The organism is Kitasatospora sp. NPDC048715, from assembly GCF_043198905.1.
Classification (GTDB): domain Bacteria; phylum Actinomycetota; class Actinomycetes; order Streptomycetales; family Streptomycetaceae; genus Kitasatospora; species Kitasatospora lactacystinica.
Genome location: NZ_JBICVH010000008.1, coordinates 381,885 through 394,461, shown reverse-complemented (window position 1 = coordinate 394,461; position 12,577 = coordinate 381,885). Strand labels below are relative to the sequence as shown.

Annotated in this window: 14 protein-coding genes; 3 read left to right on the top strand and 11 right to left on the bottom strand. The window is 74.2% G+C overall.

Features of this window, described 5'->3' with window-relative positions; all coding sequences use genetic code 11:
- Positions 1–111 precede the first annotated feature (111 nt).
- Genes ACGFSC_RS17725 through ACGFSC_RS17695 form a run of 7 tightly spaced genes read right to left on the bottom strand, consistent with a single transcriptional unit; the run spans position 112 to position 5,310 of the window.
- Positions 112–441, bottom strand: coding sequence for a TcmI family type II polyketide cyclase (locus tag ACGFSC_RS17725; protein ID WP_359912339.1), 330 nt, complete (start codon positions 439–441; stop codon positions 112–114).
- On the bottom strand, positions 438–893 hold the full coding sequence (locus ACGFSC_RS17720; RefSeq protein ID WP_359912336.1) for an SRPBCC family protein: 456 nt from the start codon (positions 891–893) through the stop codon (positions 438–440). Before ACGFSC_RS17720 ends, ACGFSC_RS17725 begins: the two co-directional genes overlap by 4 nt.
- A gap of 1 nt (position 894) precedes the next feature.
- Positions 895–1,155 (bottom strand): acyl carrier protein, encoded by a 261-nt coding sequence (locus ACGFSC_RS17715; RefSeq protein ID WP_359912333.1) that lies wholly within the window; start codon positions 1,153–1,155, stop codon positions 895–897.
- 29 nt (positions 1,156–1,184) lie between these two features.
- A complete protein-coding gene (locus ACGFSC_RS17710; protein WP_359912330.1) occupies positions 1,185–2,423 on the bottom strand; it encodes a beta-ketoacyl synthase N-terminal-like domain-containing protein in 1,239 nt (412 codons plus the stop codon).
- A gap of 5 nt (positions 2,424–2,428) precedes the next feature.
- Positions 2,429–3,685 carry a beta-ketoacyl-[acyl-carrier-protein] synthase family protein gene (locus tag ACGFSC_RS17705; RefSeq protein WP_359912327.1) on the bottom strand — a complete coding sequence of 419 codons (1,257 nt, stop codon included), beginning with the start codon at positions 3,683–3,685 and terminating at the stop codon, positions 2,429–2,431.
- A complete protein-coding gene (locus ACGFSC_RS17700) occupies positions 3,682–4,107 on the bottom strand; it encodes a cupin domain-containing protein (protein ID WP_359912324.1) in 426 nt (141 codons plus the stop codon). The genes ACGFSC_RS17705 and ACGFSC_RS17700 overlap by 4 nt, the downstream gene beginning before the upstream one ends.
- A gap of 27 nt (positions 4,108–4,134) precedes the next feature.
- Positions 4,135–5,310, bottom strand: a complete 1,176-nt coding sequence (locus ACGFSC_RS17695; RefSeq protein ID WP_359912321.1) for a SchA/CurD-like domain-containing protein — start codon at positions 5,308–5,310, stop codon at positions 4,135–4,137.
- Between the two features lie 303 nt (positions 5,311–5,613).
- Here ACGFSC_RS17695 and ACGFSC_RS17690 point away from each other — a divergent pair, with 303 nt between their 5' ends.
- Positions 5,614–7,239: an FAD-dependent monooxygenase gene (locus tag ACGFSC_RS17690; RefSeq protein WP_359912319.1), complete on the top strand. Its 1,626-nt coding sequence runs from the start codon at positions 5,614–5,616 to the stop codon at positions 7,237–7,239.
- Between the two features lie 60 nt (positions 7,240–7,299).
- On the opposite strand, the gene ACGFSC_RS17685 is transcribed toward ACGFSC_RS17690, so the two are convergent.
- Both ACGFSC_RS17685 and ACGFSC_RS17680 read right to left on the bottom strand, forming a co-directional pair.
- Complete coding sequence (locus ACGFSC_RS17685; RefSeq protein WP_359912317.1) at positions 7,300–8,961, bottom strand: APC family permease; 1,662 nt, start codon at positions 8,959–8,961, stop codon at positions 7,300–7,302.
- A gap of 268 nt (positions 8,962–9,229) precedes the next feature.
- Positions 9,230–10,150, bottom strand: coding sequence for a serine/threonine dehydratase (locus ACGFSC_RS17680; RefSeq protein WP_359912314.1), 921 nt, complete (start codon positions 10,148–10,150; stop codon positions 9,230–9,232).
- Positions 10,151–10,427: 277 nt separating this feature from the next.
- Between ACGFSC_RS17680 and ACGFSC_RS17675 the strand changes: the two genes are divergently transcribed.
- The gene (locus ACGFSC_RS17675; protein ID WP_359912311.1) at positions 10,428–11,309 is read left to right on the top strand and encodes a DMT family transporter; all 882 of its coding nucleotides are present in this window, start codon (positions 10,428–10,430) and stop codon (positions 11,307–11,309) included.
- Between the two features lie 87 nt (positions 11,310–11,396).
- On the top strand, positions 11,397–11,657 hold the full coding sequence (locus tag ACGFSC_RS17670; protein ID WP_387688066.1) for a hypothetical protein: 261 nt from the start codon (positions 11,397–11,399) through the stop codon (positions 11,655–11,657).
- 81 nt (positions 11,658–11,738) lie between these two features.
- Here ACGFSC_RS17670 and ACGFSC_RS17665 read toward each other — a convergent pair whose 3' ends face one another.
- Positions 11,739–12,065, bottom strand: coding sequence for a hypothetical protein (locus ACGFSC_RS17665; protein ID WP_359898446.1), 327 nt, complete (start codon positions 12,063–12,065; stop codon positions 11,739–11,741).
- Positions 12,062–12,418 (bottom strand): SAV_915 family protein, encoded by a 357-nt coding sequence (locus ACGFSC_RS17660; RefSeq protein ID WP_359898447.1) that lies wholly within the window; start codon positions 12,416–12,418, stop codon positions 12,062–12,064. Before ACGFSC_RS17660 ends, ACGFSC_RS17665 begins: the two co-directional genes overlap by 4 nt.
- Between the last annotated feature and the right edge of the window lie 159 nt (positions 12,419–12,577).

Sequence of the window (12,577 nt, the reverse complement as noted above, 5' to 3'; positions counted from 1 at the left end):
GATCCGGGACGGGCCGATCCGCTCCGGGCCGATCCGGGGCGCTGCGGCCGGGCACGCGTGGGCCCGCCCCCGGCGCACGGCCGGGGGCGGGCCCATCGGGGAGGCGCCGGGTCAGCGGTCCCAGCGGTAGAACTCCCGCGCCATCGCGTCCTTCGGCTCCCGCCAGGTGGCCGGGTCGTACGCCTGCACGTAGGCGGTCAGGCGGTCGCTGACGGTCCGGAAGTCCGGGTGCCCGACGACCTTGGCGACGGCCGGGCCCGGCGGGCGGTCGGCCTCGATCAGGTGCAGGTAGACGTCGCCGAACTGGAAGAGGCTGCGGCCGGTGACGCCGATCAGGTGCGGCAGTTCGCCCTGGTCGGACTCGGCGAACACCTCGGCGATGTCCGGTGCGGCCTCGGGCTTCATCCGGGCGACGATCAGTGCCCGGTGGACGCCGGTCACAGCTCCGCCGCCCGCTTCTCGACCTTCTCCCGGATCAGCTGCATCTGGATCTTCGAGTTCCGGTTGATGTGGCCGGTCATGCCGGCGTCGTCGACCGGGGCGGTCGGCTTCATCGCGAAGTCCTGGATCCAGCGCATCCTGGTGCCGGCCGGCACCTCGGCGTACTCCCAGCGGATCTCCATGAACTCGAACGGGCCGGGTTCGACCCGGCGGGCGCGCACCGAGAGCGCGTCCCGGTCGGTCTCCCGCTCGGAGACCCAGCTCCACACCTGGCCGTTCTCGTCGGGGTGCATGGTGAGCCGGAACCGGACGAGGCTGTCCTGCCGGTCCAGCACCTCCACCGAGGCGTACTCGCTGAACAGCTGCGGCCAGTTCTCCAGGTCGTTGGTCATCTCCCAGACCAGGTCGAGCGGAGCGGCGATGACGATCTCGTTGTCGGTGTGTCCGGGCATCTCAGGCACCAGCCTTCGTGGCGAGGGAGGAGTTGATCAGCTCCAGGAACTCGGCGGGGGTCTTGGCCGATTCGGCGCCCGAGGTGACCTTGAGGCCGTGCCGGTTCTCCAGCTCGCCGACCACGCCGAGCAGGCCGAGCGAGTCGACGCCGAAGGTGTCGAACTCCGCGCCCGGCCGCGCCAGGTCGCCCGGGTCGACGGCGACGCCCGCCCGGGCCTTGAGCAGCTCGGCGAGTTCCGGATAACTGAGGGTGTTGCTCACGGGGGTGTCCCTTCGAAGGTGTGGGTGGTTCAGGGCCGCACGCGCCGGACGACCAGCGCGGAGTTGGAGCCCATCAGCCCGCGGCTGAGCACCAGGGCGGTGTTCAGCTCGGCCGGGCGGGCGCGGCCGGTCACCAGGGCGAGGTCGTGGCAGACCTCGGTGACATTGGGGGTGGGCGGCAGCACGCCGTCCTCCATGGCCAGCACGGCGGCGGTCACGTCGAGCAGCGGGGCGCCGCAATAGGCCCGTCCCGTACCGGTCTTGGGTGCGGTGACCGGGACGCGCTCGGCGGCCGGGCCGAGGGCGTCGGCCAGTGCCAGGGCCTCCGCCCGGTCGGCGGCCGGCACCCCGAGGGCGTCCGCGAAGACCACGTCGATCTCCTCGGGCGCGATCCGGGCCTCGTCCAGCGCGATCCGGATGGCGGCCGCCAGCCCCTCCCGGGACTCCGCCCAGCGGGAGGCGCCGGTGAAGGTGGCGCCGTGCCCGGCCAGCACCGCCCGGACCCGGGCGCCGCGCAGGCGGGCCGCCTGCTCGTCCTCCAGCAGCAGCATCGCGCCGCCCTCGGCGGGGGCGAAGCCGCAGGCCTGCGCGGTGAACGGCAGGTACGCCAGCTCGGCCTGCTCGGCCAGGCTGAGTTCGGAGTAGCCGAGCTGGCAGACCATCGAGTACGGCGCCAGCGGCGCCTCGGCGGCGCCGGCCACCACCGCGTCGGTGCCGCGCTCGATCGCGCGGACGGCGTGTGCGAGGGCGTCCAGCCCGCCGGCCTCGTCGCTGGCGACCACTCCGCAGGGGCCCTTGTAGCCGCCGCGGATCGAGATCTGGCCGGTGCTGGCCGCGTAGAACCAGGCGATGGACTGGTAAGGGCCGACGAACTTCGGCCCCTGGCCCCAGAGTTGCTGGAGCTCGCGCTGGCCGAACTCGCCGCCGCCGGAGCCGGCCGCGGTCACCACGCCGATCGCGAAGGGCTGTTCCGGGTCGGGCCGGAACCCGGCGTCCGCCACCGCGAGGTCGGCGGCGGCCATCGCGTAGTGCGTGAAACGGTCGGTCTGCACCAGGAAGCGGTTGTCGATCGCCGACTGCGGATCGAACCCGTTCACCTGGCCCGCGATCCGGAGCGGAAGCCCGGTGCAGCCCTCGCGGGATATCCGGTCGAGGACGCTCACGCCCTGCCTGGTGGCCTTCCAGAAGGCGTCGGCCCCGACTCCGTTCGGTGCCACCACGCCGAGGCCGGTGACCACCGCCCGGCGGCCCTGCTGACGTGACGTCATGGAACTCACCCCGTTCTGTTGAGCACGACGGCGGACTGGAATCCGCCGAATCCGCTGCCGACCGAGAGGATGTGGCTCAGCGGCAGCTCGCGCGCGGTGCGCGGCACGTAGTCGAGGTCGCACTCCGGGTCCGGAGTCTCGTAGTTGGCGGTCGGCGGCACGACGCCGTGGGCGAGCGCCAGGGTGCAGGCGACGACCTCGATGGCGCCGATCGCGCCGAGCGAGTGCCCGACCATCGACTTGATCGAGCTCATCGGCGTCCTGAAGGCGTGCGCGCCCAGCGAGCGCTTGACCGCGGCGGTCTCGTGCCGGTCGTTCTGCTTGGTGCCCGAGCCGTGCGCGTTGACGTAGTCCACCTCGGTGCGGTCCACCCGGGCGTGGACGAGCGCGTGGTCGATCGCCCGGGACATCTCCAGCCCCTCCTTGGTGAGGCCGGTCATGTGGTAGGCGTTGCCGAAGGTGGCGAAGCCGCCGATCTCGCCGTAGATCCGGGCGCCGCGGCGGCGGGCGTGCTCCAGCTCCTCCAGGACCAGGACGGCGCCGCCCTCGCCGAGCACGAAGCCGTCCCGGCCGGCGTCGAAGGGGCGGGAGGCGTGCTGCGGGTCGTCGTTGCGCTCGCTGGTGGCCTTGATGGCGTCGAAGCAGGCGACGGTGATCGGCGAGATCGGGGAGTCGGAGGCGCCGGCGACGCAGATGTCGGCGCGCCCCTCCTCGACCGCCTGGAAGCCGTAGCCGATCGCGTCCAGGCCGGAGGTGCAGCCGGTGGACACGGTCTGCACCGGGCCGTGCGCGCCGGTCCGCTCGGCCACCGCGGAGGCCAGGGTGCTGGGGGCGAAGGCCCGGTGCAGCTGTGGCTCGGCCTGCCCGGGGTCCACGTCCCAGCGGGATCCGGCCGCGCTCACCAGGGCGTAGTCGTGCTCCAGCCGGGTGGTGCCGCCGACGGCGGTGCCGAGCGAGACGGCGATCCGCCACGGGTCCTCGGCGGCCAGGTCCAGGCCGGCGTCGGCGATCGCCTCGTCGGCCGCGACCATCGCGAACTGCACGTAGCGGTCGGCCCGTTGGACGTCCGCCGGGCCCAGTCCGTGGGCCGCCGGGTCGAAGTCGACCTCGGCGGCGATCCGGGAGCGGAACCCGGTGGGGTCGAAGAGCGTGATGCCCCGGGTCGCGGTGCGGCCGGCCGTCAGCAGGTCCCAGAACGCCGGGACGCCGACCCCGCCGGGGGCGACCACACCGATCCCGGTGACGGCGACGCGCCGGGTCACGAGCCCACCTTGGCGTGTTCCGGCGGTCCGGACGCCGCGGTCCCCTCGGTGCTCACGTGGCCGAGGTCGGGGCGCGGGGCGAGCGGGCCGAGGTGGAAGACCATCCGGGCCTCGGTGTCGCCGACGTTGCGGAAGCGGTGGCGCATGTTGATCGGGATCATCAGGCCGTGGTCCGGCTTGAGCGGATGGGGCTCGCCGTCCAGGTCCACCTCCAGGTCGCCGCAGACGACGAACACGAACTCCTCGGAGTACGGGTGGTAGTGCTCGCGGATCCGCTCGCCGGGCTTGACGATCGCCAGGCCCATGAAGCCGCTGGTCGCGCCGCAGCTGGTCGGGGTGAGCATGGTGCGCAGCTCGGCGCCGTGGCGGCGGTTCTCCGGTGCGTCGTGGACGCTGACGATCCGTGGGGACTGGGTGGTCATGGAGTTCTCCCGTGATGTGACGGAGCGTCAGTTGTTGATCGGGTCGGCGGAACTGCGGTCGGTGACCGGGTTCATGGCGCGGGCGGCGAGGAAGGCGCCGAGCCCGGTGGCGGTGCGCAGGTCGCCCTGCGGTCCGAGGTCCAGCAGTCCGGCGAGCACGGCGGCCTGCCGGTCGTCGGCCACGCCGAGGGCGGCGGCCGGGTCGGCCTCGGCCGGCACCCGCAGGTCGACCAGGCGCACCACCACGTCCTCGCGGTGGAAGACGGTGGCGGCCGCGACCGGTCCGGTCGGGTCGGCGGTGGCCAGGTTGTCGTGCTCGGCCAGCAGCTCGGCGACGTCCTGTCCGCGGCCCGGACGGACCGGGTAGAGGACGGCGTGCCGGTGCAGCCGGGCGGAGGCGGGGGAGCTGGCGATCGCCTGGTGCCGGGCGGGCAGCGCGGCCCTGGCGAAGAACGCCCTGGCGGCCTGCGGGTCGCCCAGCTGCCGGGCCTCCTCCAGGTGCGGGTTCAGCGCCTCCTCGACGGCCCGCACCTCGGGCTGCATCGCCACGTGGCGCAGCGCGTCGCCGAGGTTGCCGATCACCTCGACGGCGCGGACCACCCGGTTGCCGAGCATGAACAGCGAGGTGCGGCGCAGCCGGGTGTGCTCGTCGACCTCGGCCCGGGGGGAGGCGTAGCCGGAGAGGATGCGGGCCACCTCGGGCTCGCTGCCGGGCTTGACGGTGAAGGTCAGCGCGTGGCGGACCACGCCGTCCGGGCCCGGCGGGGCCTTGGGCGGGCCGACGTGCCCGGCCGGGGTGGTGCGCGGCAGCCCGGGCGGCACCTCCATCGGTGCCCGGGTGCCGGTGGAGCCGGCGGCGGAGGTCTCGCGCAGCACGGCGTAGCGCAGCGAGCGGAAGTTGTCGCTGACGCAGCCGTGCATCGGCTTGACCATCTCCCGGTGGGCCGGGCTGTCCACCCACTCCAGGAAGGTCTCCTGGTCCTTCCACTCGCTGGTGATCAGCCACTGGCGCGGGTCGTTGATCGACTGGCACAGCTGGTCGCTGACGTGGCCGGGGACCGAGGCCACCTGGTGGCGCAACTGCTCGTACACGTCGAGGAAGCGCTGCTGGGCGCCGTCCTGGATCTCCAGCATCAGCACCACTCGCAGCCGGGTGTCGGCCTCGTCCTGCTGCTTCGGCTGGGGTTCGGACAGAGTTGTCATGATCCACTTTCTGCTCTGGGCCGCACGCTGCGGGCCGTGTCGGCCGTGCCCGGCGGGTGCTCCCCGGCCTGGGAGGGCGGTGCGACGGGGGTTCGGCCGGGCGAGTCGGCGCCAGGCCTGAGGTCGATCGTGGGCGGCGCACCGGGCGCGGCGCGAGATTTGCGGGCCATCCGGGCGAAGGGGCGGCACGGGCCGCCTCCGGCGGGGGATGGAAGAGCGGGGCCCCGGCTGAGCGGGCCCGCCGAGGGCGGCGCCGGGCCCGGTGGCCGGGCCGCGGAATCCCCTGACAGGGCGGAGCAATCGATGAATCCGAAGATTGACGACCGGGTGCCGGTCCTGATCGTGGGCGGCTCGCTGGTCGGGCTGTCGGCCTCACTCTTCCTCGGCAGGCTCGGGGTCCGGCACCTGCTGGTCGAGAAGCATGCCGACACCTCGCACCACCCGCGGGGGCGCGGCAACAACGTGCGGACCATGGAGCTGTTCCGGGTGGCCGGGATCGAGCCGGCGATCCGCGAGGCGGCCTCGATCCTGGCCCCCAACCACGGCATCCTCCAGGCGCCCTCGCTGACCGGGGCCGAGCAGGAGTGGCTGTTCCGGGAGATCGACCCGGGCGGCCGGCTGGCCCGGTTCAGCCCCAGCTCCTGGTGCCTGTGCAGCCAGAACGACCTGGAGCCGGTGCTGCGGCGGGCGGCCCGCGAGCTGGGCGGCGCCCTGCGGTTCGGCACCGAGCTGATCTCCTTCGAGCAGGACGCGGACGGCGTCACCTCGGTGCTGCGCAGCCGGGAGAGCGGCGAGGAGCGGGTGGTGCGCTCGGACTTCCTGATCGCCGCGGACGGTCCGCGCAGCCCGGTCCGGGAGAGCCTGGGCATCGGCCGGTCCGGCAAGGGCGAGCTGTTCCACAACGTCAGCATCACCTTCCGGGCCAAGCGGCTGGCCGAGGTGGTCGGCGACCGGCACTTCATCGCCTGCTACCTGACCAACCCGGAGGCGGACGGCGCGCTGCTGCCGGTGGACAACCAGGAGGAGTGGGTCTTCCACGCGCCCTGGCACCCCGAGCACGGCGAGCCGCTGGAGGCCTTCACCGACGAGCGCTGCGAGCGGCACATCCGCACCGCCGTCGGCCTGCCGGAGCTGGACGTCGAGGTCACCGGCCGGGCTCCCTGGCACGCCGCCGAGCGGGTGGCCGAGCGGTACGGCGCCGGGCGGGTCTTCCTCGCCGGGGACTCCGCCCACGAGATGTCCCCGACCGGGGCGTTCGGTTCCAACACCGGCATCCAGGACGCCCACAACCTGGCCTGGAAGGTCGCCGCGGTGCTGTGCGGCTGGGCGGGGCCGCGGCTGCTGGAGACGTACGGGCAGGAGCGCCTCCCGGTGGCCCGGGTGACCGGCGAGCGGGCCTCGGCCCGGTCCGCCGAGCACAGCCACCCGGGTTACGCGGTGGCGCCGGGTGTGGGCCGGCAGGCCGGGGTGCTGGCGGTGGCGCTCGGCTACCGCTACCCGGTGGGCGCGGTGATCGGCGCGGACCGGTCCGGGCCGGTGGTCCCCGAGCAGTTCGAGTCGGCGGGCGAACCGGGCAGCCGGGCCCCGCACCAGTGGCTGCGGCGCGCGGGCGTGAAGCTCTCCACGCTGGACCTGTACGAGCAGGCGATGGTGCTGCTCACCGGTCCCGAGGGCGGGGCCTGGCAGGCGGGCGGCAGGCGGGCGGCCGACCGGCTGGCCGTTCCGCTGGACGGCTTCCGGATCGGCGACGGCGCCGAGGACGACCTGGCGCCGGAGCCGGGGGCGGACTTCGCCGCGCTGCACGGCATCGGCCCGGGGGGAGCGGTGCTGGTCCGCCCGGACGGCTTCGTCGCCTGGCGCTCGCCCGGCCCGGCGCAGGACGCGGAGGCCGAGCTCACCACGGCGCTGCGGACCGTGCTGAGCCTCTGAGGACGCGGAAGGGCCCGCCGGTCGCACGGCCGGCGGGCCCTTCCTGTCGGTCGTCGGCGGTCAGTGGCCGCCCTCGTCGACCACCTCGACGTCGGCGATCTCCTGTTCGATCGCCTCGGTCGGCAGCGCCACCCGGATCGCCCAGTAGTAGATGACCAGGGAGAACACCGCCACCAGGGCCATGTCGGCCCACATCGGGATGTTGCCGGTGCCGTCCCCGAAGCTGCCCTGCCAGGAGATCAGGCCGAGGCCGACCAGGTAGGGCGGCAGCCACTGGGCGGACTTCCAGCTCAGCCGGGGCGCGTTCGGCAGGCCCTTCTTGATCGCGTACGCGGCGTAGCTGCCGAGCAGGACGTAGCCGAGCACGATCGCGATGCCCAGGCGCGAGAGGGTGTGCCAGCCGGACCAGTAGATGATCAGGCTGGAGACCACGAACGCGGCCGGGGAGATCAGCTCGCCCGCCGGCAGCCGGTAGGGGCGCTCGTGCGCGGGCAGGCGGCGGCGCATCGCGCCGAAGGCCAGCGGGGCGCCGGCGTACATCAGCACGCTGGCGGAGGTGATGAAGCCGACCAGCTCCTGCCAGCTCGGGAACGGCAGGAAGCAGATCACGCCGGTGACGAAGGCGATGACCAGGCCGAACCACGGCACGCCGTTCTTGTCGAGCTCCTCGAACCTCTGCGGGGCGTAGCCGTTGCGGCTCAGGCCGTAGGAGATGCGCGAGGTCGAGGTGGTGTAGATCAGGCCGCTGCCGCCGGGGGAGATCACGGCGTCCATGTAGAGCACCCACGCCAGCCAGCCGAGGCCGACCACGGTGGCGAGGCCCGCGAAGGGGCCGTCGATGCCGGGGAAGTCGAGCTTGTCCCAGCCGTTGGCGAAGGAGCTGACGGGCAGCGCGCCGATGAAGACGACCTGGAGCAGGGTGTAGATCAGGCTGCCGATGGCGACCGAGCCGAGCACGGCGCGGGGGATGTCGCGCTTGGGGTTGCGGCTCTCACCGGCGAGCTGGATGGCCTGCTCGAAGCCGAGCAGGGCGAAGATGATGCCGCTGGTGCTGATCGCCGCCAGCACGCCCTGGGCGCCGAACGGCGCGAAGCCGTGCGAGGTGAAGTTGGAGCCGTGGAAGTTGGTCGCGGCCAGCACGAAGATGGTGAGCAGCGGGACGAAGATCTTCAGCCAGGTGGCGATGTTGTTGGTGCGGGCCAGGACGCGCACCCCGAGGAAGTTCACCGCGACGAACACCGCCATGAGCACGGTGGAGACGGCGAAGCCGCTGGCGGTGAGGGTGTTGTTGTCGTTGAGCAGGCCGCCCGCCCAGGACCAGTGCCGGGCGTAGCCGATCATCGCCTCGACCTCGATCGGCGCGACGGTGGCCGCCTGCAGCCAGGAGAACCAGCCGAAGGACATGCCGGCCAGGCCGCCGAAGGCGTAGTGCGGGTACCGCGCGGTGCCGCCCGAGACCGGGAACATGCTGCCGAGCTCGGCGTGCACGAGCGCGAGCAGCACGATCGCGACCGTGCCGATGCCCCAGGAAAGGACGGCGGCCGGTCCGGCCGCCATCACGCCCTCCTTCGCGCCGAACAGCCAGCCGGAGCCGATGATCGAGCCGACCGAGGCCCACATGAGGCCGATGAGCCCGACGTGGCGGCGCAGTGAGCGGTGGGGAGTCCCGGAGGAGGATTCGGTGCCCTGGTCGGGCGGCGAGATCTGGTTGAGGGAAGCCATGAACGATCTCTCTGTGGGTGGGGGCTCCGGGGTGGGCGGAGCGATGAGAGTTGCCACACACTAGGACTTTTCAGGGCCCCCTGCACAGATTTCATTACTGAATGTTTACATTCTTTTCTGGACATCCCTGCAGGTAGGGGGCGTCATTGTCTCCGATCTCTTACGTATTCGATCGACCCACTCGGAATTCGATCAGTGCCGAGTGGGGCGGCATGATAGACGGTCCTTTCGATGATGGGAATAGTGGTCTCCGTACAGCGGTGCGGTGCTAATCCACCAGATCGGACGGGTCGGTGTTGGCGCCGCAGAGCAGGACGGCGACCCGCTCGCCCTCGGCCAGGCCGGCGGCGGCGAGCGCCGTGGCGGCCGCGTACTCGACGGCGATCCGGCGGTCCTCCCAGAGCTGCCGACGGGCGCGCACGATGGCCTCGTCGTCGACCAGCACCGAGCGGACGCCCGCGTGCGCGGCCGCGTCCACGGCGAGGACGGTGGCGCGGCGGGCCCCGAGCGCGTCCTGGGCGACGGAGTCCACCGGGACGTCCACCGGGCGGCCCGCCTCCAGCGCGGCGTTCAGCGCGCGGCTGCCCGACGGCTCCACGGCGAGCACCCGGACGCCGTGCTCACGGGCCGCCACCGCCACCCCGGCGAACAGCCCGCCGCCACCGACCGACACCACCACGGTGTCCAGCTCGGGCACCCCGGCGCGCATCTCCGCCAGCACCGTCCCGGCGCCGGCGGCGATCAGCGGGTGGTCGTACGCGTGCGAGGACAGCGCCCCGCTGCCGGCCGCGAACTCCTCGCAGGCGCTCAGCGCATCCGCGTACTCCCGGCCCGCCAACCGCACCTCGGCGCCGTACGAGCGCAGCCGCGCCAGCTTCACCGGGGAGGCCGTCTCGGGCAGGAACACCGTTGCCCGGACGCCGAGTTCACGGGCCGCCCAGGCGCAGGCCAGTCCGGCGTTGCCGCCCGAGGCGATGGTGACCCCGCTGTCCGGGAGGGTGCCCGCCTCGGCGTGCGCGAGCAGGAAGTTCTGCGCGCCGCGGGCCTTGAAGCTGCCGGTGTGCTGGAGGAACTCCAGGGCCAGCCAGGTCCGCCCGCCGTCGTCCCCCGGCGCCACCGCCACCGGGCGCACCCGCCCGGCGATCCGCTTCCCGGCGGCCTCGACCTCGTCGTACGTCAGCTGGTCCATCGTGTACCGCTCCTTCGTCGAGTGGGGCGTTCCACCGGGAGCCCCCGGCCCGGTCGACCGTACGTCCCGTTCGTGGGCGAGGAAAAGATCGCGAACACCGCGGCCGGGCGGCGTAGGGTGGCCCCGTGCGTCTTGTGATCCTCCCCCCGCCGGCCCGCTAGCGGGCGGCCCACTCCACCCACTCCGGCCCGACGGGACCTGCCTGCGGCCGGGGCGATGACTGCCGCCCGCGTTCCCAGCGGACCCGAACCGGCACCTCATCGTGGAGTACCGACGCATGACCCCCTCGTACACCGCCGTGCCCTTCCGGCACGGCCTCCTGTCCATTTCCGCCGCCGCCGTCGCCTGGGGCGTGGGCGGCGCCGTGTCCGCGCTGCTGATGCGCACCGGCGGGCTCGGCCCGGTGGGCGTCTCCTGCTGGCGCTTCGGCGTCGCCGCGCTCTGCCTGGCCCTGCTGCCGAGCCGCGGGCCCCGCGCCGACCGGGGCGCCGCCCGGTGGCGCGCCGCGGCGCTTACCGGGCTCGGCCTCGCGGTCAGCCAGTGCGCCTACTTCGGCTCGGTGCGCTGGGCGGGCCTCGGACTGGGCACCCTGATCACCATCGGCGCCGGGCCGGTGTTCACCAGCCTCGGCGCCCACCTGCTGCTCGGCGAGCGGCTGACCCGTCGGGCGGCGGCCGCGGTGGCGTTGGCCCTGGCCGGCCTCGCCCTCCTGGTGGCCGCCCCGGCGGCGGGCCCGCGCCCGGCCCTCGGGGTCGCGCTGGCCGTCCTCGCGGGCGCCGGCCAGAGCGGCCTCACCCTCTGGGCCCGCAGCGGCGGCTCGGCCCGGGCCGGCACCGGCGCCTTCACCACCGGCCTGCTCTGCCTGCTCCCGCTCGCGGCCGTCCAGGGCCTCCACGGCCTCCTGCCGACCGGTGGCGACCCGGTGGTGACCGTGCCCGCGCTGCTCTTCCTCGGCACGGTGCCCACCCTGTTCGCCTACCGCTGGTACTTCACCGGCCTGACCACCGTGCCCAGCACCACGGCCGCGGTGCTGGTCCTGCTGGAGCCCGCGACCGCGGCGGTGATCGGCGTGCTGTTCCTCGGCGAGCCGCTGACGGTGGGCCTGCTGGCGGGCTCCGCGCTGCTGCTCGCGGCCATCGCCGTGCTGGCGCGGGAGTAGCCGGGGCGGGAGTGGCCGGGGCGGGCGGCCACCCGGGCGGGCGCCCTGTGGTCGCCGGGGGCCCGGCGGCGTGCTGTCGTGGTCCGCATGAACAGCTCACTCCCGGCCCGGGTGGCCGCCGCGACCGCCTCCGTCCTCCTGCTCACCACCGCCGCCGGGGCCGTGGTCGCCGCCGCCGGTCCGGCGGCGGCGACCGGGCGCCGGGACGTCACCGCGGACCAGTGCCGGAGCGCGGGCGGGCACGTCGAGGGCAGCGGCTACTGCGTCGACGCGGCCGGTGAGGACGGCTGGGGCCAGCCCATCGACGGCCAGGCGATCAACCCGGATCCGCGGCCCGGGGAGGAGTGAGCGCACTCCGGCGCCCCGCCCCCCGGGCGGGGGAGCGGGGCACCGGGCCGGCGGCCCGGACCGGGGCCGCTCACGGCACCGCTACGGCACCGGGCGCAGGGTGACCGGTGCCGGGGTGAGGGCGCGCAGGACGAGGTCGATGTGCACCTTGGCGGCGCCCGCGCGGTGCAGGGCGGCGGCGATCGTCCGTAACTCCTCGGGGCCGGTACAGGCGAGGCGCAGTTCGAGGTCGGCCTCGCCGACCAGGGCCAGGCCGCTCTGGACGGCCGGGAACTCCGCCGCGAGGCGGTCGAAGTCGAGCGGGACGGGGCCGTGGCTGATCCGGACGATCGCGTGCAGGGAGCGGGCCGGCTGGGCCCGTACCGCCGGATCCGGACCGTCCGGGACCAGTCGGAGCGGGGCGGTCACCGGCGCTGGAGCCGGGCGGCCGTGGCCGGGGCCGGGGTCGGGGCGGTCGGGGTCGGGGCCGGGGTGAGCGGCGCGGCGGGCGGGGCGGTGACGGGCGGGGCGGTGACGGCGGGGGCGACCAGCCGCGGGTCCAGCACCAGGGTGTCGATCCCGAGCGGGGCGGTGAGGTCACGGAGGGCGGGCTCGCCGAGTTCGGCGTGGGCCTGGTCGGGCCCGAGGAGGGCGACGAGGGCCTCGGGGCTGGAGAATCCGACCGCGCAGCGGCGGCCGTCGCGCAGGCGGAACAGGCGGAGTGCGGTGGTGCTTCCGGTGCCGGAGGCGGTGACCGGAACGTGCCAGACGACGCGGGCCATGCGGATGCTCCCGAGTGGGGTGGTGGTGCCTGCCGGAACTACTGCCTCGACGCTAGGGCGGCCCGGCCCGGGGAGCGCCGGTCCTGACGCTCCGTTGACCGAATGGGGTCGTGCGTTGACGCACTCCTGACGTCCGACTCACCCGAGTGGACCAAACCA